Below are 23,225 nucleotides of genomic sequence, written 5' to 3' on the forward strand. Positions count from 1 at the left end.
GCCGGCCCCCGTATCAGGTAGGGCCGGGACGGAATTCTTTTAGAGCTGTTCGGTCTCGGCGTAGTCCGCGTCGTCGTAAGCACCCTCGGTGGACCAGGTGCCGGTGGCGACGTCGTAGCCCGCAACCTCGGACGGGTCGAAGCTCGGCGGGCTGTCCTTGAGCGACAGGCCCAGCTGGTGCAGCTTGACCTTGACCTCGTCGATGGACTTCTGGCCGAAGTTGCGGATGTCGAGCAGGTCGGATTCGGTGCGACTCACCAGCTCGCCGACGGTGTGCACACCCTCGCGCTTGAGGCAGTTGTAGGACCGCACGGTCAGATCCAGGTCGTCGATCGGCAGCGCGAACGAGGCGATGTGGTCGGCCTCGGCCGGCGACGGCCCGATCTCGATACCCTCGGCCTCGACGTTGAGTTCGCGTGCCAGGCCGAACAATTCGACCAGGGTCTTACCCGCCGATGCCAGCGCGTCGCGCGGGGTGATCGAACTCTTGGTCTCGACGTCCAGGATCAGCTTGTCGAAGTCGGTACGCTGCTCGACACGAGTGGCGTCCACCTTGTAGGTGACCTTGAGCACCGGCGAGTAGATGGAATCGACTGGGATACGGCCGATTTCGGCACCGGAAGCGCGGTTCTGCACGGCCGGCACGTAACCACGACCACGCTCGACGACGAGCTCGACCTCGAGCTTGCCCTTGTCGTTCAGCGTCGCGATGTGCATACCGGGGTTGTGCACGGTGACGCCGGCGGGTGGCACGATGTCACCCGCGGTGACCTCACCCGGGCCCTGCTTGCGCAGGTACATGGTGACGGGCTCGTCCTCCTCGGAGGACACGACCAGACCCTTGAGGTTCAGAATGATGTCGGTGACATCCTCTTTGACGCCGGGCACGGTGGTGAACTCGTGCAGGACGCCGTCGATGCGAATGCTGGTGACGGCCGCGCCGGGAATCGACGACAGCAGCGTGCGCCGCAGCGAATTGCCAAGGGTGTAACCGAAACCCGGCTCCAGCGGCTCGATGACGAACTGGGACCGGCTGTCGGTGAGGATTTCCTCGGACAGTGTGGGTCGCTGAGAAATCAGCATGGTGTTTTCTTTTCTCCTTCTCGGCACCCGCTATTTGATGCCGTTAGGGTTTTCGAGCCGGCCGGCTCGAAAGTCCGTTACTTCGAGTAGTACTCGACGATGAGCTGCTCGGTGAGTGGCACGTCGATCTGTGCGCGCTCGGGCAGCTGGTGGATCAGGATGCGCTGACGCTCCCCCACCACCTGCAGCCAGCTCGGGATCGGACGGTCGCCCGACGTCTCCCGCGCGATCTGGAACGGCACGGTGTTCAGCGACCCGTCCCGCACGTCGATGATGTCGTACTGCGACACCCGGTAGCTGGGCACGTTGACGTGCACGCCGTTGACGCTGAAGTGCCCGTGGCTGACGAGCTGGCGGGCCATCCGGCGGGTGCGCGCCAGCCCGGCGCGGTACACGACGTTGTCCAGCCGGCTCTCGAGGATCTGCAGCAGGTTCTCACCGGTCTTGCCGGCGTGCCGGGTGGCCTCTTCGTAGTAGCGGCGGAACTGCTTTTCCATCACGCCGTAGGTGAAGCGGGCCTTCTGCTTCTCCTGCATCTGCAGCAGGTATTCGCTTTCCTTGATCCGCGCGCGGCCGTGCTGGCCGGGCGGGTAGGGACGCTTCTCGAAGGCCTGGTCGCCACCGACGAGGTCGGTGCGCAGCCGACGCGACTTGCGCGTCATGGGTCCGGTGTAACGAGCCATTTCTTTTTACCTAGACCCTTCTGCGCTTGGGCGGACGGCAGCCGTTGTGCGGCTGGGGGGTGACGTCGGAGATCGCGCCGACCTCCAGGCCGGCGGCCTGCAGCGAACGGATCGCGGTCTCCCGGCCCGAGCCCGGGCCCTTCACGAACACGTCGACCTTGCGCACCCCGTGCTCCTGGGCCTTGCGTGCGGCGTTCTCGGCGGCCAGCTGAGCGGCGAACGGCGTTGATTTCCGCGAACCCTTGAAGCCGACGTGACCCGACGACGCCCAGGCGATGACGTTGCCCTGCGGGTCGGTGATGCTCACGATCGTGTTGTTGAACGTGCTCTTGATGTGCGCGGCACCGTGCGGAATGTTCTTCTTTTCGCGCTTGCGGGTCTTCTGCCCCTTCTTGGGGGCGGCCGCTGCTGCCTTCTTGGCGGGTGGCATGGGTTACCTGGCCTTCTTCTTGCCGGCGATGGTGCGCTTGGGACCCTTGCGGGTACGCGCGTTGGTCTTGGTGCGCTGGCCGCGGACCGGCAGCCCGCGGCGGTGCCGCAGACCCTGGTAGCAGCCGATCTCGATCTTGCGGCGGATGTCTGCCTGCACCTCGCGGCGCAGGTCACCCTCGACCTTGAGGTTGGCCTCGATGTAATCGCGCAAGTGGGTCAGCTGGTCGTCGGTGAGGTCCTTGGTGCGCAAGTTCCGGTCGATACCGGTCGCTTCCAAGATCTCGTTGGAGCGGGTTCGGCCCACGCCGAAGATGTACGTCAGCGCGATCTCCATCCGCTTGTCACGCGGCAGATCGACGCCTACTAGTCGAGCCATAGGTGGCGTTTCCTCTTTTTCTAAGCGAAGGTCTGATCCCAGCCCGTTCCCGATCTGATCGGGGTCCGGCCTCCGTCCGGACGTGGATGAGCTGGCCCATCTCTATAGATGCCAGCCGCTCATTGGTGCTGGGAGGTCTGCATTCAGTTGTGGGTGGTACTTGGCCCGGGGATTCAGTGCACTGCGGCGACCCGCTGCCCCCGGCTACGCCGCGCTTGCGATCGCCGCTAGCCCTGGCGCTGCTTGTGGCGTGGATCGGAGCAGATCACCATGACCCGCCCATGCCGACGGATCACCCTGCACTTGTCGCAAATCGGCTTCACGCTGGGGTTGACCTTCACGGCTTTTCGATCCTGTTCTCGTCTAGTGGTTGGTTACTTGTACCGGTACACAATGCGGCCCCGGGACAGGTCGTAGGGAGACAGCTCCACCACCACCCGGTCCTCGGGGAGGATGCGGATGTAGTGCTGCCGCATCTTGCCGCTGATGTGGGCAAGCACCTTGTGACCGTTCTCCAGCTCAATGCGAAACATCGCATTGGGCAGGGGCTCGACCACCCGGCCCTCGACCTCGATGGCGCCGTCCTTCTTGGCCATAACTTCTCGTCAAATCCTCGTCGTTTAGTTTCGTTTCATCTGCGCCAATAAAGGCACAGCATTCACACCGACTTTGAAACGTGAGCCGGTGACAGGAAATTCCTAGGGAACGGACACACAAGAAAGCCGGCGCGCAATGTCGCACCGTCGGTCCATGGTACCCGCTTGGGCGGCGTGGCCAAAATCCGCGATCACAGCGCTCGCGGGCGCCACCTCGCCCCACCACACCAGGCCTGACAAGCGCATACTTGACTCCGATGACACGTCCCATTGATAGCGCCGAGCAGTCACGCAAGCCGGTGATATTGACCGTCGACGACGATCCCTCGGTATCCCGCGCTGTGGCCCGGGACCTCCGGCGCAAATACGGCGAGGCTCACCGCATCGTGCGCGCGGAATCGGGACCCGAGGCGCTGGACACCCTCAAGCAGCTCAAGCTGCGCGGCGAAACGGTCGCGGCGATCGTCGCCGACTACCGGATGCCGCAGATGACGGGCATCGAGTTCCTCGAGCAGGCGATGGATCTGTACCCGGCGGCGCGACGAATTCTGTTGACCGCCTACGCCGACACCCACGCCGCGATCGACGCGATCAACGTCGTCGACCTCGACCACTACCTGCTCAAGCCGTGGGATCCGCCGGAGGAAAAGCTCTACCCCGTCATCGACGCGCTGCTGGAAGCCTGGCGCGCGGTGCCGGAGCACGCCATTCCGCACACCAAGGTGATCGGCCACCGCTGGTCGGCACGGTCCTGGGAGGTGCGCGACTTCCTGGCCCGCAACGGGCTGCACTACAACTGGTTCATGGCCGACGAACCCGTCGGCGAACAGCTGCTCAAGGCCGCCGGCGAAGACGGACTGCGACTGCCGGTCGTCATCACCGAACATGGCGACCCGCTGGTCGAACCCACCGACGCCGAGCTGGCCGACACGCTGGGCCTCTCGACCCAGCTGTCGCAGGAGTTCTACGACTTGATCGTGATCGGCGGCGGACCGGCGGGGCTGGCCGCCGCCGTCTACGGCGCCTCCGAGGGGCTGCGCACGGTGCTGATCGAAAGCACCGCGACCGGCGGCCAGGCCGGCCAGAGCTCGCGCATCGAGAACTACCTGGGCTTCCCGGACGGAGTGTCGGGCGGTCAGCTGGCCCAGCGCGCGCGCCTGCAAGCCGAGAAATTCGGCGCAGAACTCATCACCGCCCGAACTGCCACCGCCCTGGAGATCAACGGGCCCAAGCGGACCGTGCGGTTCGCCGACGGCGGTTTCGTCGACGCGCACGCGGTCATCCTGGCCACCGGTGTCTCCTACCGGCAGCTGGACGCGACCGGGTGCACGGAGCTGACCGGTCGCGGCGTCTACTACGGCGCTACGACGTTCGCCTCCGACTGCGCAGACGAAGAGATCTACGTGATCGGCGGGGCCAACTCGGCCGGCCAGGCCGCGATGTTCCTGTCCCGCGAGGCCAAATCGGTGACCATCCTGGTGCGCGCCCCGTCGCTGGAGGCGTCGATGTCGTACTACCTGATCCAGCAGATCGAGGCGAACCCCAAGATCACCGTCCGCACCTGCACGGAAGTCGAGTGCGCCACCGGAACCGACCACCTCGAAAAGCTGACCCTGCTCAACAACCGGACCGGCGTCAGCGAGGACGTCACCTGTGCCCGGATGTTCATCTTCATCGGGGCCGCCCCGCGGACCGACTGGCTGGACGGGGTGCTGGCCCGCGACGACCACGGCTTCATCCTCACCGGCCCGGACCTGCGCAACGTGTGCGGCTGGACCCTGGACCGCCCGCCGCATCACCTGGAAACCAGCGTGCCGGGCGTGTTCGCCACCGGCGACGTCCGCTCCACGTCCGCCAAACGGGTCGCGGCCGCAGTCGGTGAGGGGTCGATGGCCGTGATGCTGGTCCACCGCTACCTGGCCGAGTCATAGAAGGGTCGCACGTCATGACCGCCAATACGCCGTGTGAACCCGACGAGCTGCGCAGCCTGTTCCTGTTCGAGGCCCTGACCGACGAACAACTCGCGGTGCTGTGCACCAACGGGTGCATCGAGAACTACCAGCCGGGGCCGATCTGCGTCGAGGGCGAACCGGCGACCTGCTTCTACGTGCTGATCGAGGGCGAGCTGATGATGTCCAAGCTCTCCGGCGGTCAGGACATCGAAACCGTCCGCACCTCGCAACGCGGCGTCTATGCCGGGGCGTGGCGGGCGTTCACCGGCGGGAAGCAGAAGAGCTACGACGCCTCGGTCCACGTGACCAAGCCGTCGCGCTTCTTCGTGATGGACGCGCCCGTCTTCGCCCAGTTCATGCGCGACCAGTTCCCGATGGCGGTCCACCTGCTCGACGGGATCGCGGTGGGCACCGACCGGACCCGCCGGATCATCGACAACCGGGAGAAGCTGCTGGCGCTGGGGCGGCTGTCGGCCGGGCTGACCCATCAGCTCAACAATCCGGCCGCCGCGATCTCGCGGGCCGCGTCGGATCTGCGCGAACGAGTGGCCAACATGCGGCACAAGCTGGCGATGCTCGCCGACGGCACCGTCACGCCCGAGGCGTTGAGCGCGTTGGTGCGGTTGCAGGAGCGGGTCGCCGAGCAAGTCGCGAAGTCGGCGTCGCAGCACCTGAGCGCACTCGAGACCGCCGACCGCGAGGACGCCGTCTGCGACTGGCTGGAAGACCACGGCATCGACGGCGGGTGGGACATCGCGCCGACGTTCATCGAGGGCGGCATCGACACCGATTGGCTCGACCGAATCTCCGCGGCCGCCGACGAGCTGGAGACGGCCTCGTTGGAGCAGGCGATCCGATGGCTCAACTACACCATCGAAAGCGAACTGCTGATGAACCAGATTCTGGAAGCCAGCAAACGGATCTCGGCACTGGTCGCCGATGCCAAGCAGTATTCGCAAATGGATCGGGCCCCGTTCCAGGTGGCCAACGTGCACGACCTGCTGTACAGCACGCTGGTGATGTTCGCCGACCGATTGACGAAGGACGGCAGCAAGGACGCCAAAGCGATCACCGTGGTCAAGGACTTCGACAAATCGCTTCCCGAAATCCCTTGCTATCCAGCCGATCTCAACCAGGTGTGGACCAACATCATCGACAACGCGCTCGCCGCGATGCGCGATACGGGCGGCACGCTGACCGTGCGCACCTGCCGCTTCGGCGACAACATGGCCCGCGTCGAGATCTGTGACACCGGGCCGGGAGTCCCCGCCGACATCCGCGAGCACATCTTCGAGCCGTTCTTCACCACCAAACCGTTCGGCGAAGGCACCGGCCTCGGGCTGGACCTCGCGTTCAACATCGTCGTCAAGAAACATCGCGGGGATCTGCGGGTGGAATCGGTGCCCGGCGATACCCGGTTCATCGTGTTGCTGCCGCTTCAGATGCAGCCCGTCGCCGACGTCGCCGTCATCGATGACGACGACGTGGATGACGACGACTCGCAATAGCGCGGAATAGCGTCACCGCGGGCCGGGTTTAAAGACGGCATGACCGACGCAGCTGCAAGCAAACCCAATCTTGGCCGGTTCGGAGTGTTCGGACGGGGCGTAACGCCCCAACAAGCCCAAGAAATCGAGTCCCTGGGCTACGGGGCCGTCTGGGTGGGTGGTTCCCCACCCGCCGAGCTGGAGTGGGTGGAGCCCATCCTGGAAGCGACGACCACGTTGCAGGTGGCCACCGGAATCGTGAACATTTGGACCGCGCCCGCCAACGAGGTGGCCGAGTCGTTCCACCGGATCGACAAGGCCTACCCGAGTCGCTTCCTGCTCGGGATCGGCGTCGGCCACCGCGAGATGATCAGCGATTACCGCAAGCCCTACGACGCGTTGGTCGAGTACCTCGACTCGCTCGACGAGTACGGCGTGCCCGCCGATCGCCGGGTGGTGGCGGCACTGGGCCCGCGGGTCCTGGGACTCTCGGCGCAACGCAGCGCCGGCGCGCACCCGTACCTGAGCACCCCGGAGCACACCGCGCACGCACGCGAGTTGATCGGCCCGTCGGCGTTCTTGGCGCCCGAGCACAAGGTGGTGTTGACCACCGACGCCGACCAGGCTCGGGCGGTCGGACGCCAGGCGCTGGACATGTACTTCAACCTGGTCAACTACCGCAACAACTGGAAGCGGTCGGGCTTTGCCGACGACGAGGTCGTCCGGCCGGGTAGCGACCGTCTGGTCGACGCGGTGGTGGCCTATGGCACTGTGGACCAGATCGCCGCTCGGCTGAACGAGCACCTCGCCGCGGGGGCCGACCACGTGCCCGTGCAGGTCCTCACCCCAGATGAAAACCTGGTCTCGGCGCTGGCTGAACTGGCGGGGCCGCTCGGACTGAACCGCTCGTAACCAACCCCGGAGGGAAACCTCGATGACCGACGCAGTATCGCTGAAGCCCGAGCTCGGCCGTTACGGCGCCTGGCTGCCCACCCGTTCCATCACACCGGAACTGGCCGCCAAGATCGAGGCCCTGGGGTATCCGGCCGCCTGGATCGGCGGATCACCGGACGCCGATCTGGCCTGGGTGGAACCGGCTTTGGCGCAGACCAGCTCGCTGCAGCTGGCCACCGGGATCGTCAACATCTGGACGGCGGCGGCCACACCCGTCGCCGAGTCCTTCAAGCGCATCGAAAGTGCTTACCCTGGAAGGTTTTTGCTCGGTATCGGAGTGGGCCACCCCGAGCACACCCAGGAGTACGTCAAGCCCTACGCCGCACTGGTCGGCTACCTGGACGCCCTCGACGAGGCGCTGGTGCCAACCAGCCGGCGGGTGCTCGCGGCGCTCGGTCCCAAGGTGTTGGCGCTGTCCGCGGAACGCAGCGCCGGCGCGCACCCGTACCTGACCACACCGGAGCACACGGCCAAGGCGCGCGAACAGCTCGGCAATTCGGTGTTCTTGGCCCCGGAGCACAAGGTGGTGCTGACCACCGATCGCGAGAAAGCGCGCGACGCCGGCCGTCAGCTCGTCCAGCACTACCTGGGGCTGAGCAACTATGTGAACAACTGGCTGCGGCTGGGGTTCACCGAGGACGACGTGCGCGCACCCGGCAGCGACCGGCTGATCGACGCGGTGGTGGCTTACGGGACCCCGGAGGCCATCGTGAAGCGCCTCAACGAGCACCTGGACGCGGGCGCCGACCACGTGGGCATCCAGGTGCTGGGCGGCTATAACGAAGAGACGCTGCTGCCCTCGCTGAGCGAACTGGCCGAGCCGCTTGGGCTAACCCCCGCAAGCTGACCGCGACCCTCGGTTAGGGTTTTAGCATGCGGCTGCTGGTCACCGGTGGCGCCGGTTTCATCGGCGCGAATTTCGTGCACAGTACGGTGCGCGAGCGTCCCGACGTTTCAGTGACGGTGCTCGACGCCCTGACGTACGCCGGGCGGCGTGAGTCGCTGGCCGACGTCGAGGACGCCGTGAAGCTGGTCGAGGGTGACATCTGTGATGCCGCGCTGGTTTCCCAGCTGACCGCCGAGGCCGACGCGGTGGTGCACTTCGCCGCCGAAAGCCACGTCGATAACGCTCTGGACAACCCCGAGCCGTTTCTGCACACCAACGTGGTTGGGACGTACACGATCCTGGAAGCGGTACGGCGCCACGGGATAAGGCTGCACCACATCTCGACCGACGAGGTCTACGGCGATCTGGAACTCGACGACCCGCAGCGGTTCACCGAGTCGACGCCCTACAACCCGTCGAGCCCCTACTCGGCGACCAAGGCCGCCGCCGACATGCTGGTCCGGGCCTGGGTGCGCTCGTACGGGGTGCGCGCGACGCTGTCCAACTGCTCCAACAACTACGGGCCTTACCAGCACATCGAGAAATTCATCCCGCGCCAGATCACCAATGTGCTGACCGGCCGAAGGTGCAAGCTGTACGGCGCCGGGGCCAACGTCCGCGACTGGATCCACGTCGACGACCACAACAGCGCGGTCTGGCAAATTCTGGACAAGGGCCAGATCGGGGCGACCTACCTGATCTCCGCCGAGGGTGAGCGCGACAACCTGACCGTGCTGCGCACGTTGCTTTCAATGATGGGTGTCGAGCCCGACGACTTCGACCACGTCACCGACCGCGTCGGCCACGACCTGCGCTACGCCATCGATCCGTCCCTGCTGTATGACGAATTGCACTGGGCGCCAAAGCATACCGACTTCGAAGAGGGATTGCGCGAAACCATTGACTGGTATCGGGCCAACGAATCCTGGTGGCGTCCGCTCAAAGACGCATCGGAAGCCCGCTACAAAGAACGGGGTCAGTGAGATGGAAGTTCGCGAACTCAAAGTCCCCGGCGCCTGGGAGATCACTCCGAAAATTCACGGCGATTCCCGCGGCATGTTCTTCGAATGGCTCACCGACCACGGCTTCCGGGATTTCGCCGGCCATGGGTTGGATGTGCAGCAGGCCAATTGCTCGGTGTCGGCGGCCGGCGTGCTGCGGGGGCTGCACTTCGCCCAGCTCCCGCCCAGCCAGGCCAAATACGTGACCTGCGTGCGCGGCGCGGTGTTCGACGTCGTGGTCGACATTCGGATCGGCTCACCGACGTTTGGCCAGTGGGACTCGGTGCTGCTCGACGACAAGGATCGCCGGACGATCTACATCTCCGAAGGCCTCGGGCACGGTTTCCTTGCGCTGCAAGATAATTCAACGGTGATGTACTTGTGCTCGGCGGAATACAGCCCGCAGCGCGAGCACACCATCTGCGCCACCGACCCGGCCCTGGGTATCGACTGGCCGTTGGTCGATGGCGTCGCCCCGAGTTTGTCCGACCGTGACGCCGTCGCCCCCAGCTTCGACGAAGCGCGCGCGGCCGGCCTGCTGCCCACCTGGGATGAGGCGCAGAAGTTCGCCGCGGATCTGCGCAGTGAGGCGTGACTGCGTCCTCGCTACCTGCCCGGGCTACGTCGGGTTGGCATTAAACCGAGGTTTGTCGGAGGTTCATCGACTACCTTGGGCATTCCGCGCGCAAACTCTGGCCGGCCGCGCGGAGTCGACGACAGATACGGATTTGGACGCATGAAGTTAGCGGAGGTGTTCGACCCTCGATGTAACGCATTGAACCTGTTTCGGCTGGGCCTGGCCGCCGAGGTCATGCTGTTTCACTCCTGGCCGATCACGGGCCACATGCCGCCCCACGCGCTGCTGCAGCTCCTTTTTTCGGTCGGTGTCGACGGGTTCTTTGCGATCTCGGGATTCCTGATCACCGCGAGTTGGCTCCGCGACCCTAAAGTCCGCGACTACCTCACCGCCCGAGCGCTGCGCATCCTGCCCGGGCTGTACGTCTGCCTGATCATCACCGCGTTCGTGTTCGCCCCGGTCAGCGTGGCGGTGCAGGGTGGTTCGGCCGCGAAACTGTTGCAGTCCAGCGCGCCGTACGAATACGTCTTCAAAAACGCGACGCTGATATCGGTGCTTCAGTTCGACGTCGGCGGCACACCGCGCGGGGTTCCATCCCCTGGCACCTGGAACGCTTCACTATGGTCCCTGATCTGGGAAGTGCTGTGTTACATCACCATTGCTGTCATCGGCGTAGTCGGCCTCGCCAATCGCCGATGGATTTCGCCGGCAATCCTGGTGGTCGCAGTGATCGGGGCGGCACTGTTGCCGCCGCTGACCTTCCCGGGGGCATGGACGATCCCCCAGCTCGCCGTGCGCTCTGCCATCATGTTTTCGGCCGGCGCCATCATGTATCAGTGGCGCGACGTGATTCCCGCTCGGTGGTCGCTCGTCGCGCTGAGCGTCGTCATCGTTGTCGCAGCCGCCGCCGTGCTGCCCGACTACCGGGTGGCCGCGGCGCTTCCGCTGGCCTATGCCGTGATCGTGTCGGGTTCCCTAATCCGGCACCAGCGCACGACATTGCGTACGGATCTGTCCTACGGCGTCTACATCTACGCATTCCCGACCCAGCAGATGCTGGCCGTCTTGGGGGTGACCAACCTACATCCGGTGCTGTTCTTTGTCATTGCTTTCACCGCGACCCTGCCGCTGGCGGCGATGAGTTGGTTCTGGATAGAAAAGCCTGCGATGGCGCTGAAGTCTCGCCTCAAACGGAAGTGGGCTGCGCGCGCCGAAGCCGACGGCACGCCCGGGGCCACGGCGGCCGGCGCGATTCCCGAGCAGCCGGCTTCAGATGTTCAGGGCGCGGTGTAGGCACCCTTCCGCTGGCCTATGCCGTCGTCGTTTCGGCAATCAAAATTCATAGCTAACGGCGTCTACATTTATCCATTCCCGACTCAGCAGCTGCTGGCAAGTTGCGGGCTCGCGACGCTGAATCCCGTAGCGTTTGCCGGACTTTCGACGGCGGCCGCCGGCCGCGCAGAGCTGGTTGCTGATCGAAAAGCCCGCGCACTCGGTCAAATCTCGGCTCAAGCGGAAGTGGTCTGGCTCCGAACTCTGCGAAGCCGGCCAATCCCGACACTACCGCGTTGCAATCGGTGTTGCCAGAACCAGTTTCGCTATGCGAAGAGGGGGCGAATGCGCTTAGATGCAAAGACGGGATAACCCCGGGAGCGGGGGCCACTGGTAACAGCGTATGAAACTCGGGCAGGTATTTGATCCGCGAAGTAATGCACTGAATGCGTTGCGGCTGGCCATGGCAGCCGAAGTGATTCTCTGGCACTCCTTCGCCGTCACGGGTGGGGTGTTGCCTTCCGCGCCAGTACGACAATTGCTGTTCGGGGTGGGCGTCGACGGGTTCTTTGCGATCTCGGGCTTCCTCATCACCGCGAGCTGGCTCAACAACCCAAGAGTCCGTGGCTATCTCGTTGCTCGAGCCCTTCGCATTCTCCCCGGACTCTATGTCTGCCTGGCGGTGACCGCGTTTGTCATCGCGCCGATCGGCGTGGCGATTCAGGGTGGAGCGGCCGCAAAGCTACTCCTATCCAGCGCGCCATTCGAGTACGTGCTGGAAAACAGCGCAGTAGCGGTGCTCAAATTCGATGTCGGAGGAACGCCGACCGGGATCCCAATTACGGGCATGTGGAACGGATCTCTGTGGACCCTTATCTACGAGGTGCTCTGCTACGCGGGTGTTGCGGTCCTCGGATTGGCAGGACTGGCACATCGTCGATGGACGTCTGTGGTGGTGCTGGTACTGGCGGTGTGCTTGGCCGCGTACTTACCGCCCATGACATTCCCCGGCATTTGGAGCAACGCGCAGTGCATTGCGCGGTTTGCCATCGTGTTTGCCGCCGGCGCCCTGGTGTATCAGTGGAAAGACGCGATTCCCGCTCGATGGTCGCTCGTCGCGGTGAGCGTGGTCATCGTGCTCGTGTCCGCCCTACTGCCTGACTACCGTCTTGTTGGCGCCATCCCCCTGGCATACGCCGTCATCGTTTCCGGCGTGCTCATCCACAACAGGTTCTTGAGGTTGCCGACGGATCTGTCCTACGGCGTCTACATCTACGCTTTCCCGATCCAGCAGCTGCTGGTTATCTGCGGGCTGGTCACCCTGAATCCCTTGGTGTTCGCGATCATTGCGACGATTGCGACTCTGCCGCTGGCGGCGCTGAGCTGGTTCCTGATCGAAAAGCCCGCACTGTCGCTCAAATCGCGACTCAAGAGGAAGCGGTCTGACGCCGAACTCTCCGAAGCCGGCCGAACCTGAGGCCATCGGGGTAATCGGAAAGCATCCACAGCAGCACGGTCAGCGCTTCGGCGCCCACGCTGATCGCCGCGTATGGCGACGGATCCCAACCGTGCTCGGTAAAGCCGAAAAGCCCAGCGGTTCGCGACAACGCGAAGGCGACCAGCGATCCGCCGGCGATCGCGGCCGCGGCCCAGCGCAGCCACCAGGGACCGCCGAGAAGGATCAGCACGCCGACAGCGAACGAGACGCTGGCCTGAACCAGGAAGCTGGTGCCGATCATCGGAATGTGCTGGTAACCATGGACATAGAGGTAGGCGTGGCTGGCGGCGCTGCTGAGCAACGACGCGGCGAAACCGATCCGGACCAGGATATTCATTGCAGCCTCTGCTCTTTCAAAGCCAGGGCGGTCTCGCCCTTGGTGTAGCTGACCTCGCGGATACCCAGCGCGTCGTGCAGCTGTCCGGCCGGCAGGGTGATCGGCTTGGGCGCCGGCCCATCGCCGGGATGGGGTAGCGGGTAGGCGGTCGTCGTCCCGCTGTAGAACGACACGTTGCCCTCCATCTTGGAAAACAATTGGTGCACATGCCCGTTGATACACGTCACCGAAGCAAACCGGCGCAGGTAACTGAGCGCCTGGGTGGCGTCGTCGGTGCCCCAGCCCCAATCCGGGTACATCGCGAACAACGGGATATGGCTGAACACGATGATCGGAGTATCACTGGAGAGCCCCGCTACATCCTTCTCGACGAACTCCAGCTGATCGACACCCAGGTGCCCGAGTTTGCGCAGGTTCAGCGTGTTGACCAGTGCGATCACGTGAACGCCGGCGATGTCGAAGCTGTACCACCCGTCACCTACCGATCCGGCGCCGAAGGCCTTGCGGTACTTCTGCCCCGCGTCGTCGACCGAATCGTGCTCCCCCGGCACGGTGAACACGTGCGGTGTCCTCAGCCCGCTCATCAGCTGCTTCACCTGGTCGAACTGCTCGGGACTGGACAAGTGGGTGAGGTCGCCGGTGTGGATGACGAAATCCGGTGTGTAGCCGAGGTTATTGATCTGATCGATCGCGTGGCCGAACGAGCCGGACACGTCGGGATTGGGCGCACCGGTGAAGCCGATGTGACTGTCGCTGACCTGAGCGAAGCGCAGGGCGGGCCGGATACGCGTACGCTCGGCCGCGGCGGCCCCGGCGACATGGGAGATCACCTCGCCGCCGGCCACGGCGAACCCGACCGCCGCCCCGAACCAGGCCCCGTGGCGGATCAGCTGGCGGCGGCTCATCGCGTTCGGATCGCGAGTCATTGCGTCACCACCACGGTGCCGTGCATCATCGGATGAATCGAGCAGACGTAGTCGAAAGTCCCTGCGGTGGAGAAGGTATGGGTGAAGCTGGCCCCTGTCCCCATGCCGGGTGAATGAAAAGAACCGTCGCTCGCGGCCACCGTGTGGGGTTCTTCGTCGCGATTGATCCAGGTGACGGTGGTGCCCGCACGGACCGTCAGCGTCGCGGGCGCGAACGCGAAGCCGTCGATGGCGACCTGGTTACCGCTCGCCGGCGGTGCGGTGATCGACGGTGTCGCACCGGAATCCGGCCTGATCGTGACCGGTGCCTGCGCATCGGGCCGCGAAGCCGAGCAGCCGGCCAGCAAGAGCACTCCCGCCGCAAGCAAGACCCGGTGTTTTCGAAACGTGGCAATAGGCATTACGACCCTCCCAGGGCTGTGGAACTGTCGCCAACAGATAGGAGGGGTGGTTACACCGCTTAGGCCTGGCGTTCGGGGTACGGCGGGGCGAGCACCTCGACGACCCCGTTGACCTCGCGAACCATCAATGTAGGCAATGGCTTTGGGGCGATCGGCAGTTGATGGGTGAGCACTTCCCCGGCGGGAGAGAACGAGGTCGAGTGGCAGGGGCAACGCAATCTGTCGTCGGGCGCGTCGAACCACAACTTGCACCCCTGATGCGTGCACACCCCGGATACAGCCTCGAGTTTGCCGTCGACGCGGCGAACGAATCCGCTGACCGATCCGAGGTCGAACGCGTGCATGCGGCCGTCCGGCACATCCGAACTCGCCGCGACACGCTGCCAACTCCCGTCATTGGGCGTGAGTTGTCCTGCGACGGCTGGGCCTTCGGTGATGCCACCGGTCACGGCTCGATCGATGGAAACCGCGGTGACGGCGGCGGCTGCCGCGGCGGAGGTGCCGACGATCACCTGGCGGCGCGTGGTGTTTTGCTTGGGCGCCGGTTGCACGGATGGTGCGCCGGCCATTTGTTCGGCGAGACGGCGGTGCAGATCGGTGAGGAATTCCTGGCGTGGGGCGGCGTCACCCGGGCCGGCAGCGCGCAGCTCGATCGCGGTACGGATCTGAGCCGCCTCAAAGTCGTCGGGCGCAAACGGTTTTGGCCGCCGGCCCCGCAGCAGATCATCGACGTAGCGACGCAACCCTCGCGCGTTCATGACTGGCCCCCATCGTTGACCTGAGCCGCCAGCCGCAGCGCACGATGTTGGAGCACCTTGGCGTTGGCAACGCTGATTCCAAGTTCCGCGGCTGACTCCTTGATCGAATTGCCTTGTAGGAAACGTAATTCCAGGATCTGGCGATAGCGGTCGGGCAGGTTCTCCAGAACCCGGGCGACGCGCGCCGGTGCGGTGCTGATCGCTTCCTCGCTATCGGGTGGTTGCTCGATGTCCTCCTCGATCGAGGTTATCTCCCGACCCAGGGTCTCGCGCCAGTGCGCGGCCAGCACCGTTCGCGCCGTGGCGCGCAGGTATGCGCGCACCTCGCCGACGCTCGCGGTCAGTCGCAGCGGCCGCAGCGCGGCGAGGAAGACCTCGGCGGTGAGGTCCTCGGCGTCCGCCCGGTTGCCGACCCGGGCGAACAGCGTTCGGTACACCCAGTCCGCGTTGTCCTGGTACACGGCTTCCCAGTCGGTGTAGCCGTCGTTGGGCACCGCGCGCAGGGGGCGCGGGCCCGCGGGTTCGTGGTGTGGGGTCACGTGCCTCCTCACCCGATCAATATCCTCTGGGGTTACACCCGGGGTCGGGATCTGGCAAGCGAAACGTCGTCGACATCCTTCTATGCATCGGGTAGCAAAAGCGTCTTACTGCTGCGCGAAGCCGCCGTCCGGCCTATCGTGCATGGTCAACAGCACGACGCCGGGAGGCCTACGTGAGCATGTCCCCCACGGCAGCCCGCAGACTGGTGTTCGGCGTGACGATGGCCAGGCTGCCGTTCGCGCTGGCATTTTTTCTGTGCTCGTATGTGCCGGACGACCGCGCCCGATGGGCGATGGTCGCGCTCTGTCTGCTGGTGGAGGCCAGCGACCTGCTTGACGGCTACCTGGCTCGCCGGTTGGGCGTGACGACGCCCTTCGGGGCGATGATGGACAGCACCGTCGACCATGTGGTGCGGACGACCGAGGCGGTGGCCCTGCTCGCGGTCGACGTACTTCCCGCGCCCTTGCTGGTGGTGATGATCGGCCGCGACGCCGCGGTCTCCGCGATCCGGCAACTCTCGCTGCGCCGGTCGGGCCACGACGAAGGAACGCGGCGCAGTGGCAAGCTGAAGGGGATCGCTCAGGGTGTTTGCCTGGTGACCCTGACTACGACGTACGCCATCGCTGCACAGCCGACCATGGTCTGGCGCACGCTGAATTCTGTCGTGGTTGCCGTGGCGCTGCTCGTGACCGTCGTTTCACTCCTCGACTATTCGGTCGCATATTGGCGATCGACAAGACCTCTGCCCGCGCCCACAGCCGACGCCGGCCTGGATTCGCGGCGGCACCGGCCGAGCCCGGAAAATGACGAAACCCCGTCAATCCGTTTGGGTTACACGCGGTAAGGGCGCGGCGACCATCAACTCGTCGAGCTTGTCGGCGGTGGCCGAGAGCACCGTCTTGGCCACGCCCAGGATCCGCTCGCGCACCCGGGGCTTGGCCGACTCCGGGGGTAGCAACTGGCCCACCAGATGACCGAACAGATCCAGCCGGACCGCGGACAGCCAGGCGGTCAGGTCGGGGTCGTCGAACCAGCGCAGTTGATTGCTGTAGTCGGCCAGCGCAAGGCGGAGCCAGTCGAGGTCGGTGTCGGGGTGCGGCAACGGCACGCACAACTCGTTTTTTGCGTTGTCGTCCGGATAGGCCGCCTCCACATGGGCGATCAGCGCGGCACTGAAAATTTGTTGGCACCCGCGAATGCTTTGCAGCGTGATGCGTCCGGCATCGAAAATCGGTGTGGCAGGCCGCTTTTCGGCTCCGTCGGCGGTGCAATCGATGTAGAGCGCGCGCCCGTCCATCGCCACCTCACCGCCGTCGAGGACCATCTTGTCGCTCTCGACGGCCAGCAGGTGGCCCCGGCGAACGACATCGCCGATGCGGCGCAGCTGGTCCAGTTCGGCCAGGGTCACCGTCGCGCAGCGGTACATCGTGGGTCGCACCGCGGGGTCGAGCCGCAGCAAGGTGCCGGCGTCCTCGAGGCGGGCAAACAGATCGTCGGGCGAGGTGGCGTCCCTGATCGCGCGCAGCTGCGCGATGAAGCCGGCTTTGATCCGGTCGGCGAACATCGCCCCGGGCTGCATCGTCGCGCGATCCAGCAGCCAGGAGTCGCGGGGCATGATCCAGGTCAGCCGTTCCGGCGCGATGCCGTGGCTCAGCAGCCACAGGCAGGTGTCGATGCCGGTCTTGCCGGCCCCGACAACGACGTAACGCTCATGGGCGGGGCGACCGGGCAGCTCGTTGGGCGAGACGCAGGCGATACCCGGTGCGACCGGGTACGGCGGTGGGCGCATCGCGGGCACCGTCACCCGCATGTAGGTGGCATCGACGACCCGGCACGCCACGTCAACGGTGTACTCGTCGCCGGCCAGGGTGACGAGGCGGCCCGCGCCAAGGTATTCACTCATCGGGAAATAGCGGACCCGCCCGGTCGCCACCAGCTGCTGGCGCATCACGTGGTCGTAGTAGGCGCAGACTTCTCCGGCGGTCGCCAGCTCGTAAAGCCCCTCGTTCCAACCGGCCTGGTCGATCGTGTCGCGACCGAGCCGAAGCGAGTTGACGCCGTAGAACACCGAAGGCTGATGCAACCGGACGAACGGGTAGGCGACCGTCCAATGCCCACCCGGCGCGTCGTTGCGGTCGACCACCACGACGCGGGCCTCGGTCTCAGAGACCAGCGTGTCGACGAACGCCATGCCCATGGCGCCCGCGCCGATGACGAGGTAATCGGCCTCGATCGTGTGCATACCGGCGCTCCCGTCGTCATCCGTTTCGTTAGGCGATCGCCTAGTTTTCCGTAATTGGGTTGCCAGCGGCCGCAGCCTCGGCGGCGCGCGGATGCGGGGATTCGTAGCGCTGCAAGTACTCGTCGATCAGCCCCAGCGTCTTGTGGTGCCCGGTGGTGATGCCCAATCGATTCTCGATACTGATGGTTCGGCCGACGCTGGCGATGAAAACCGCCAGCACCTCGGGCGGCAGCGCGTCACCCAACGCATGTTCGCGCAGGATGAAGGTCAGCGCGGCGATCTGGGCCTCGCGAGATCGTTCGGCGCCGATTGCGAGTTCTGCGCGGATTGCTTTGCGATGATTTCCCAGCGCCATGAATTCCATCGTCAGGCGCGACCCGCGTGGATCAATCGTCATGTCCCACAACGCATGCAGTGGGTTTCCGGAAGCCAGTGCGCGGCGTTGCACGTCCAGGTTCATCTCGGTCCCCCGACGCAACACCGCTAGGTACAGGTCGTCCATCGTCGGGAAGTAGTAATAGACCACGGCGCGTTGGACGCCGACCTTCTCGGCGACCCGTCGCGACGTCGCCGCGGCGTAACCCTCTTCGAGCATGATCTCTGCCGTCGCGTCGAGGATCTTCTCGCGGGTACCAGTGTCGCGATTGCCGACTCGGTTCGGTGTAGCCAAGTGCGCCGTCCTGTTCTGCTCGGCCCGGTTTCGGCCCTGGCCGACGTCTATTGACCCTCGCCGCGCCAGGATGCTAAGCATATGCCCAAGCACGTTGCTAGGCGACCGCCTGATGAAGTGGGAGTCTCGATGCCTGGTCTGCGCATAGGCGTTATGCACAACACCATCAATTCCAAATACGGGCCCAAGCCGTTGATCCAGGCCGACTACCTCACGGGGCTGGCCGCGGGAGCCGACTCGTTCTGGGTGGCCGACCATCTGAACTCGGTGCTGCCGTCGTCGATGTGGCAACCCAAGTACGTCGGCGCCGCGAAGATCATCCCCAAGATGGACGCGCACGTCGAGCCGTGGACGATGCTCGGGTACCTGGCCGGGCACAACAAGCTGGGCCGGATGACCCTGGGCGTGGCGGTAACCGACACCGGTCGCCGGAATCCCGCCGTCACCGCGCAGGCCGCGGTCACGTTGCAACACCTCACTCGTGGACGGGCCATCCTCGGCATCGGCACCGGCGAACGCGAGGGCAACGAACCTTACGGAGTCGAGTGGTCGAAGCCCGTGGCGCGCTTCGAGGAGGCGATGGCCACCATCCGAGCGCTGTGGGACTCGGGCGGCGAACTGGTCAGCCGCGAATCGCCGTATTTTCCCCTGCACAACGCGACCTTCGCGCTCACCCCGTACAAGGGCAAGTGGCCCGAGATCTGGATTGCCGCCCACGGGCCGCGGATGATCCGGGCCGCCGGCCGCTACGCCGACGGCTGGTTTCCCGGCACCACCCGGGCCAGCGAATACGGCCAACAACTCAACGATTTGCGCACCGCGGCCTCGAACGCGGGCCGCGATCCGATGGCGATCACTCCCGCGGGAATCCGCTTCATCCTCACCGGAGGCTCCCAGGATGAGATCGACGAAATCGTCGACTCAGAACTGGTCCGACTGTTCACGCTGAACTCCCCGGCCACGGACTGGGCGCGGCACGGCGCCGAACATCCGATGGGCGCGGATTTCAAAGGCGTGCAAGACCTTGTCCCACAGCTGATCGACGAGCAGACCGCGCTGTCCTTTGTGTCGAAAGTTCCCCGGGAGCTGGTCAAGGAACTGTTCGTCGTCGGCATGCCCGACGACATCGTCGACCAACTGGCGCAATTCCGCGACAACGGCCTGCGCTGCCTGGTCGTCGGCAACATGGGCGCGCTGCACCCCAAGCTTTCGAAGAGCGTGGCCGCCACGACGCCCTACGTCAAGGTTCTGCGCCGGCTGAAGAAGCTCTGACATGAGCGGCCCGGTGCGGTAAGCCCAAGCAGTCCAACAGGTTCGCCCGACGAAAGGACAGTGGCGATGTTCACCGGCCCAATCGAGGATCGGCTCAAGATCCGCGAGCGATTCGACAGCTACAGCGACGCGGTCTGCAGGATCGCACTCGACGACTACGTGCGGTGCTGGACCGACGACCCGATACGACTCGGGACGGGCGGCGAGTTCCGCGGCCTCGACCAGCTGCGCGCGCACTGGGACGGCATCTGGCGCGCGGTGGACACGATGGCGTTCGTCACCCAGATCGGCTCCATCGAGGTCAGCGGCCAGGATGCGCACGCTCGCTCGTATTGCCAAGAAATGCTGCGATTTCGAAACGGCCAGACACAGCAGCTCGTCGGCGCCTACACCGACGAGCTGAAGTGCATCGACGGCGACTGGCTGTTCAGCAAAAGGGCTTACCGCATCCACATCGCCGCGAATCCGCCGACCCCGCACTGACCGGCGCGCGCCGTACAGCGCGCACAGCCACCCACCTTGCCAACGCCAGAACCCGGTTACTAGGATATGCAAGTATCCGCTTATCTACGCGAACGACACCCAAGGGCACCCCATGACCACACATATTCCGCACTTCATCGACGGGAAGCGCGTTGCCGGCCAGTCGACCCGCACGGCCGACGTCTTCAACCCCAGCACCGGTGAGGTGCAGGCACAAGTCCCGATGGCGTCGGCGGCCGACATCGACGCCGCGGTCGCCTCGGCGGTTGAGGCCCAAAAGGGCTGGGCCGCAACGAATCCACAGCGTCGCGCTCGGGTGATGATGAAGTTCATCGAGCTGGTCAACAAGAACATGGACGAGCTGGCCGAGCTGCTTTCCCTCGAGCACGGCAAGACCGTTCCCGACGCGCAGGGTGACATTCAGCGCGGCATCGAGGTGATCGAGTTCGCCATCGGCATCCCGCACCTGCTCAAGGGCGAATACAGCGAGGGCGCCGGCCCGGGTATCGACGTCTACTCGCTACGTCAGCCCCTCGGCGTGGTCGCGGGCATCACCCCGTTCAACTTCCCGGCGATGATTCCGCTGTGGAAGGCCGGCCCCGCCCTGGCGTGCGGAAACGCATTCGTGCTCAAGCCAAGTGAGCGCGACCCGTCGGTGCCGGTGCGGCTGGCCGAACTGTTCCTCGAAGCCGGCCTGCCGCCCGGGGTGTTCCAGGTCGTGCACGGCGACAAGGAAGCCGTCGACGCGATCCTGCACCACCGGAACATCAAGGCGGTCGGCTTCGTCGGCAGCTCCGACATCGCCCACTACATCTACTCGACGGCCGCAGCCAACGACAAGCGGTCGCAGTGCTTCGGCGGCGCCAAGAACCACATGATCGTGATGCCCGACGCCGACCTCGACCAGGCCGTCGACGCGCTGATCGGCGCCGGATACGGCAGCGCCGGTGAGCGTTGCATGGCGATCAGCGTTGCGGTGCCCGTCGGCGAGCAGACCGCGGATCGGTTGCGCGCCCGGCTGGTTGAGCGGATCAACCAGCTGCGCGTGGGACACAGCCTGGACCCCAAGGCCGACTACGGCCCGTTGGTCACCGAGGCCGCGCTGGCCCGGGTGCGCGACTACATCGATCAGGGTGTGGCTGCCGGAGCCGAAATCGTGATCGACGGCCGCGACCGGCGCAGCGACGACCTGACCTTCGGTGACGCCAACCTCGAAGGCGGCTTCTTCATCGGGCCAACCCTGTTCGACCACGTCACCACCGACATGTCGATCTACACCGACGAGATCTTCGGGCCGGTGTTGTGCATCGTGCGGGCCCACGACTACGAAGAGGCGTTGCGACTACCGTCCGAGCACGAATACGGCAACGGTGTCGCGGTCTTCACCCGCGACGGCGACGCCGCCCGCGATTTCGTGTCACGGGTGGAGGTCGGCATGGTCGGTGTCAACGTGCCGATCCCGGTCCCGGTGGCCTACCACACCTTCGGCGGCTGGAAGCGCTCCGGCTTCGGCGACCTCAACCAGCACGGGCCGGCGTCGATCCAGTTCTACACCAAGACCAAGACCGTGACGTCACGGTGGCCGTCCGGCATCAAGGACGGCGCCGAATTCGTCATCCCGACAATGGATTAGGGCCATGTTCGCCCTGAACGAAGACGAACGGGTCATCACCGAAACGGCGGCAGCGTTCGCCGCGAAACGCATTGCCCCGTTCGCCCTGGAATGGGAAGCGGCCCACCACTTCCCGACCGACGTGTTGCGCGAGGCCGCCGAACTCGGCATGGCGGCGATCTATTGCCGCGATGACGTCGGCGGCAGCGGGCTGCGCCGCCTCGACGGGGTGCGGATCTTCGAGCAGTTGGCCATCGCCGATCCGACCACCGCCGCGTTCCTATCCATCCACAACATGTGCGCGTGGATGATCGACAGCTTCGGCACCGACGAGCAGCGCAAGGAATGGATACCGCGGCTGGCGCCGATGGATGTCATCGCCAGCTACTGCCTGACCGAGCCCGGCGCCGGATCCGACGCCAGCGCATTGAGCACCCGTGCGGTCAAGCAGGGCGGCGACTATGTGCTCGACGGCGTCAAGCAGTTCATCTCCGGCGCGGGCGCTTCCGATGTCTACGTGGTGATGGCCCGCACCGGCGGCGAGGGACCCCGCGGGATTTCGGCCTTCATCATCGAAAAGGACACTCCGGGACTGAGTTTCGGCGCGCTCGAAGAGAAGATGGGCTGGCACGCTCAACCGACCGCACAGGTGATCCTGGAGGGAGTCCGGATCCCCGCCGATGCGATGCTGGGCGGTGCCGACGGCGAGGGCGCCGGTTTCGGCATCGCGATGAACGGCCTCAACGGCGGCCGGCTCAACATTGCGGCGTGCTCGCTCGGCGGCGCGCAGTCGGCGTTCGACAAGGCGGGGGCCTATGTGCGCGAGCGCCACGCGTTCGGCTCCGCACTGCTCGACGAGCCCACCATCCGCTTCACCCTGGCCGACATGGCGACCGGGCTGGAGACCTCGCGAATGATGTTGTGGCGGGCCGCAAGTGCGCTGGACAGCGGCGACCCCGACAAGGTCGAGCTGTGTGCGATGGCCAAACGCTATGTCACCGACACCTGCTTCGACGTCGCGGACAAGGCGCTGCAACTCCATGGGGGCTACGGCTATCTGCGCGAGTATGGTCTGGAAAAGATCGTCCGCGATCTTCGGGTGCACCGAATCCTCGAGGGGACCAACGAAATCATGCGGGTGGTCATCGGCCGCGCGGAGGCGGGCCGATTTCGCGCTACCGCGTAGA

General features: G+C 65.4%; 26 protein-coding genes. 13 read left to right on the top strand and 13 right to left on the bottom strand.

Annotation, left to right across the window (positions count from 1 at the left end; genetic code table 11):
* Positions 1-39: 39 nt before the first annotated feature.
* From LMQ14_RS22810 to infA, 6 genes are all read right to left on the bottom strand, one after another.
* Positions 40-1,083, bottom strand: coding sequence for a DNA-directed RNA polymerase subunit alpha (locus tag LMQ14_RS22810; protein WP_267731826.1), 1,044 nt, complete (start codon positions 1,081-1,083; stop codon positions 40-42).
* Positions 1,084-1,160: 77 nt separating this feature from the next.
* Complete coding sequence (rpsD, locus tag LMQ14_RS22815; RefSeq protein WP_267731827.1) at positions 1,161-1,766, bottom strand: 30S ribosomal protein S4; 606 nt, start codon at positions 1,764-1,766, stop codon at positions 1,161-1,163.
* Between the two features lie 10 nt (positions 1,767-1,776).
* Entirely contained in the window at positions 1,777-2,196 is a 420-nt protein-coding gene (rpsK, locus tag LMQ14_RS22820; protein ID WP_036466830.1) for a 30S ribosomal protein S11, read from the bottom strand.
* 3 nt (positions 2,197-2,199) lie between these two features.
* On the bottom strand, positions 2,200-2,574 hold the full coding sequence (rpsM, locus tag LMQ14_RS22825; protein WP_267731828.1) for a 30S ribosomal protein S13: 375 nt from the start codon (positions 2,572-2,574) through the stop codon (positions 2,200-2,202).
* A 227-nt stretch (positions 2,575-2,801) separates the two neighbouring features.
* Positions 2,802-2,915, bottom strand: coding sequence for a 50S ribosomal protein L36 (gene rpmJ, locus LMQ14_RS22830; RefSeq protein WP_003879483.1), 114 nt, complete (start codon positions 2,913-2,915; stop codon positions 2,802-2,804).
* Positions 2,916-2,948: 33 nt separating this feature from the next.
* The gene (infA, locus tag LMQ14_RS22835; protein WP_003418601.1) at positions 2,949-3,170 is read right to left on the bottom strand and encodes a translation initiation factor IF-1; all 222 of its coding nucleotides are present in this window, start codon (positions 3,168-3,170) and stop codon (positions 2,949-2,951) included.
* A 257-nt stretch (positions 3,171-3,427) separates the two neighbouring features.
* On the opposite strand from infA, the gene LMQ14_RS22840 reads away from it, so the two are divergent.
* The 8 genes from LMQ14_RS22840 (at position 3,428) to LMQ14_RS22880 (ending at position 12,776) form a co-directional block, all read left to right on the top strand.
* On the top strand, positions 3,428-5,101 hold the full coding sequence (locus LMQ14_RS22840) for an FAD-dependent oxidoreductase (protein WP_267731915.1): 1,674 nt from the start codon (positions 3,428-3,430) through the stop codon (positions 5,099-5,101).
* Positions 5,102-5,115: 14 nt separating this feature from the next.
* Positions 5,116-6,630, top strand: a complete 1,515-nt coding sequence (locus LMQ14_RS22845; protein ID WP_267731916.1) for an ATP-binding protein — start codon at positions 5,116-5,118, stop codon at positions 6,628-6,630.
* Positions 6,631-6,669: 39 nt separating this feature from the next.
* Entirely contained in the window at positions 6,670-7,521 is an 852-nt protein-coding gene (locus tag LMQ14_RS22850) for an LLM class F420-dependent oxidoreductase (RefSeq protein WP_267731917.1), read from the top strand.
* 22 nt (positions 7,522-7,543) lie between these two features.
* Positions 7,544-8,410 carry an LLM class F420-dependent oxidoreductase gene (locus LMQ14_RS22855; RefSeq protein ID WP_267731918.1) on the top strand — a complete coding sequence of 289 codons (867 nt, stop codon included), beginning with the start codon at positions 7,544-7,546 and terminating at the stop codon, positions 8,408-8,410.
* A gap of 26 nt (positions 8,411-8,436) precedes the next feature.
* Positions 8,437-9,432, top strand: a complete 996-nt coding sequence (rfbB, locus tag LMQ14_RS22860) for a dTDP-glucose 4,6-dehydratase (RefSeq protein WP_267731919.1) — start codon at positions 8,437-8,439, stop codon at positions 9,430-9,432.
* Position 9,433: 1 nt separating this feature from the next.
* On the top strand, positions 9,434-10,045 hold the full coding sequence (rfbC, locus tag LMQ14_RS22865) for a dTDP-4-dehydrorhamnose 3,5-epimerase (RefSeq protein WP_267731920.1): 612 nt from the start codon (positions 9,434-9,436) through the stop codon (positions 10,043-10,045).
* A 141-nt stretch (positions 10,046-10,186) separates the two neighbouring features.
* The gene (locus tag LMQ14_RS22870) at positions 10,187-11,320 is read left to right on the top strand and encodes an acyltransferase family protein (protein ID WP_267731921.1); all 1,134 of its coding nucleotides are present in this window, start codon (positions 10,187-10,189) and stop codon (positions 11,318-11,320) included.
* Positions 11,321-11,702: 382 nt separating this feature from the next.
* On the top strand, positions 11,703-12,776 hold the full coding sequence (locus tag LMQ14_RS22880) for an acyltransferase family protein (protein ID WP_267731922.1): 1,074 nt from the start codon (positions 11,703-11,705) through the stop codon (positions 12,774-12,776).
* On the opposite strand, the gene LMQ14_RS22885 is transcribed toward LMQ14_RS22880, so the two are convergent.
* From LMQ14_RS22885 to LMQ14_RS22905, 5 genes are read right to left on the bottom strand one after another with little or no spacing between them, the layout of a single operon-like run.
* Positions 12,727-13,134, bottom strand: coding sequence for a hypothetical protein (locus tag LMQ14_RS22885; protein WP_267731923.1), 408 nt, complete (start codon positions 13,132-13,134; stop codon positions 12,727-12,729). The two genes, LMQ14_RS22880 and LMQ14_RS22885, sit on opposite strands and share 50 nt — an antisense overlap.
* Positions 13,131-14,060: a metallophosphoesterase family protein gene (locus LMQ14_RS22890; RefSeq protein WP_267731924.1), complete on the bottom strand. Its 930-nt coding sequence runs from the start codon at positions 14,058-14,060 to the stop codon at positions 13,131-13,133. Before LMQ14_RS22890 ends, LMQ14_RS22885 begins: the two co-directional genes overlap by 4 nt.
* Positions 14,057-14,461, bottom strand: coding sequence for a cupredoxin domain-containing protein (locus LMQ14_RS22895; RefSeq protein ID WP_267731925.1), 405 nt, complete (start codon positions 14,459-14,461; stop codon positions 14,057-14,059). The genes LMQ14_RS22890 and LMQ14_RS22895 overlap by 4 nt, the downstream gene beginning before the upstream one ends.
* A 59-nt stretch (positions 14,462-14,520) precedes the next feature.
* Positions 14,521-15,219, bottom strand: coding sequence for a Rieske (2Fe-2S) protein (locus tag LMQ14_RS22900; RefSeq protein ID WP_267731926.1), 699 nt, complete (start codon positions 15,217-15,219; stop codon positions 14,521-14,523).
* A complete protein-coding gene (locus tag LMQ14_RS22905) occupies positions 15,216-15,758 on the bottom strand; it encodes an RNA polymerase sigma factor (RefSeq protein WP_267731927.1) in 543 nt (180 codons plus the stop codon). Before LMQ14_RS22905 ends, LMQ14_RS22900 begins: the two co-directional genes overlap by 4 nt.
* A 179-nt stretch (positions 15,759-15,937) precedes the next feature.
* Here LMQ14_RS22905 and LMQ14_RS22910 point away from each other — a divergent pair, with 179 nt between their 5' ends.
* A complete protein-coding gene (locus tag LMQ14_RS22910; protein ID WP_267735646.1) occupies positions 15,938-16,603 on the top strand; it encodes a CDP-alcohol phosphatidyltransferase family protein in 666 nt (221 codons plus the stop codon).
* Here LMQ14_RS22910 and LMQ14_RS22915 read toward each other — a convergent pair.
* Both LMQ14_RS22915 and LMQ14_RS22920 read right to left on the bottom strand, forming a co-directional pair.
* A complete protein-coding gene (locus tag LMQ14_RS22915) occupies positions 16,577-18,001 on the bottom strand; it encodes an NAD(P)-binding protein (protein WP_267731928.1) in 1,425 nt (474 codons plus the stop codon). The genes LMQ14_RS22910 and LMQ14_RS22915 overlap by 27 nt on opposite strands.
* A gap of 40 nt (positions 18,002-18,041) precedes the next feature.
* The gene (locus LMQ14_RS22920) at positions 18,042-18,671 is read right to left on the bottom strand and encodes a TetR/AcrR family transcriptional regulator (RefSeq protein WP_267731929.1); all 630 of its coding nucleotides are present in this window, start codon (positions 18,669-18,671) and stop codon (positions 18,042-18,044) included.
* Between the two features lie 129 nt (positions 18,672-18,800).
* Here LMQ14_RS22920 and LMQ14_RS22925 point away from each other — a divergent pair, with 129 nt between their 5' ends.
* The 4 genes from LMQ14_RS22925 to LMQ14_RS22940 all read left to right on the top strand — a co-directional run bounded on the left by LMQ14_RS22925 (position 18,801) and on the right by LMQ14_RS22940 (position 23,224).
* Complete coding sequence (locus LMQ14_RS22925) at positions 18,801-19,943, top strand: LLM class flavin-dependent oxidoreductase (protein ID WP_267731930.1); 1,143 nt, start codon at positions 18,801-18,803, stop codon at positions 19,941-19,943.
* A 66-nt stretch (positions 19,944-20,009) separates the two neighbouring features.
* The gene (locus LMQ14_RS22930) at positions 20,010-20,426 is read left to right on the top strand and encodes a nuclear transport factor 2 family protein (RefSeq protein WP_267731931.1); all 417 of its coding nucleotides are present in this window, start codon (positions 20,010-20,012) and stop codon (positions 20,424-20,426) included.
* Between the two features lie 112 nt (positions 20,427-20,538).
* Positions 20,539-22,059: a CoA-acylating methylmalonate-semialdehyde dehydrogenase gene (locus LMQ14_RS22935; protein ID WP_267731932.1), complete on the top strand. Its 1,521-nt coding sequence runs from the start codon at positions 20,539-20,541 to the stop codon at positions 22,057-22,059.
* Between the two features lie 4 nt (positions 22,060-22,063).
* A complete protein-coding gene (locus LMQ14_RS22940) occupies positions 22,064-23,224 on the top strand; it encodes an isobutyryl-CoA dehydrogenase (RefSeq protein WP_267731933.1) in 1,161 nt (386 codons plus the stop codon).
* The last annotated feature ends 1 nt before the right edge of the window (position 23,225 follow it).

Source organism: Mycobacterium sp. Aquia_213, from assembly GCF_026625985.1.
Taxonomy (GTDB): Bacteria; Actinomycetota; Actinomycetes; order Mycobacteriales; family Mycobacteriaceae; genus Mycobacterium.

Coding starts and splice junctions, on each gene's coding strand:
- LMQ14_RS22925 (WP_267731930.1), top strand. CDS start 18,801: ATGCCTGGTCTGCGCATAGGCGTTATGCACAACACCATCAATTCCAAA.
- LMQ14_RS22895 (WP_267731925.1), bottom strand. CDS start 14,461: ATGCCTATTGCCACGTTTCGAAAACACCGGGTCTTGCTTGCGGCGGGA.
- LMQ14_RS22915 (WP_267731928.1), bottom strand. CDS start 18,001: ATGCACACGATCGAGGCCGATTACCTCGTCATCGGCGCGGGCGCCATG.
- LMQ14_RS22910 (WP_267735646.1), top strand. CDS start 15,938: ATGTCCCCCACGGCAGCCCGCAGACTGGTGTTCGGCGTGACGATGGCC.
- LMQ14_RS22840 (WP_267731915.1), top strand. CDS start 3,428: ATGACACGTCCCATTGATAGCGCCGAGCAGTCACGCAAGCCGGTGATA.
- LMQ14_RS22880 (WP_267731922.1), top strand. CDS start 11,703: ATGAAACTCGGGCAGGTATTTGATCCGCGAAGTAATGCACTGAATGCG.
- rpsM (WP_267731828.1), bottom strand. CDS start 2,574: ATGGCTCGACTAGTAGGCGTCGATCTGCCGCGTGACAAGCGGATGGAG.
- LMQ14_RS22810 (WP_267731826.1), bottom strand. CDS start 1,083: ATGCTGATTTCTCAGCGACCCACACTGTCCGAGGAAATCCTCACCGAC.
- rpsD (WP_267731827.1), bottom strand. CDS start 1,766: ATGGCTCGTTACACCGGACCCATGACGCGCAAGTCGCGTCGGCTGCGC.
- LMQ14_RS22940 (WP_267731933.1), top strand. CDS start 22,064: ATGTTCGCCCTGAACGAAGACGAACGGGTCATCACCGAAACGGCGGCA.
- LMQ14_RS22855 (WP_267731918.1), top strand. CDS start 7,544: ATGACCGACGCAGTATCGCTGAAGCCCGAGCTCGGCCGTTACGGCGCC.
- LMQ14_RS22885 (WP_267731923.1), bottom strand. CDS start 13,134: ATGAATATCCTGGTCCGGATCGGTTTCGCCGCGTCGTTGCTCAGCAGC.
- infA (WP_003418601.1), bottom strand. CDS start 3,170: ATGGCCAAGAAGGACGGCGCCATCGAGGTCGAGGGCCGGGTGGTCGAG.
- rfbC (WP_267731920.1), top strand. CDS start 9,434: ATGGAAGTTCGCGAACTCAAAGTCCCCGGCGCCTGGGAGATCACTCCG.
- LMQ14_RS22935 (WP_267731932.1), top strand. CDS start 20,539: ATGACCACACATATTCCGCACTTCATCGACGGGAAGCGCGTTGCCGGC.
- rfbB (WP_267731919.1), top strand. CDS start 8,437: ATGCGGCTGCTGGTCACCGGTGGCGCCGGTTTCATCGGCGCGAATTTC.
- rpsK (WP_036466830.1), bottom strand. CDS start 2,196: ATGCCACCCGCCAAGAAGGCAGCAGCGGCCGCCCCCAAGAAGGGGCAG.
- LMQ14_RS22900 (WP_267731926.1), bottom strand. CDS start 15,219: ATGAACGCGCGAGGGTTGCGTCGCTACGTCGATGATCTGCTGCGGGGC.
- LMQ14_RS22890 (WP_267731924.1), bottom strand. CDS start 14,060: ATGACTCGCGATCCGAACGCGATGAGCCGCCGCCAGCTGATCCGCCAC.
- LMQ14_RS22845 (WP_267731916.1), top strand. CDS start 5,116: ATGACCGCCAATACGCCGTGTGAACCCGACGAGCTGCGCAGCCTGTTC.
- LMQ14_RS22930 (WP_267731931.1), top strand. CDS start 20,010: ATGTTCACCGGCCCAATCGAGGATCGGCTCAAGATCCGCGAGCGATTC.
- LMQ14_RS22870 (WP_267731921.1), top strand. CDS start 10,187: ATGAAGTTAGCGGAGGTGTTCGACCCTCGATGTAACGCATTGAACCTG.
- LMQ14_RS22850 (WP_267731917.1), top strand. CDS start 6,670: ATGACCGACGCAGCTGCAAGCAAACCCAATCTTGGCCGGTTCGGAGTG.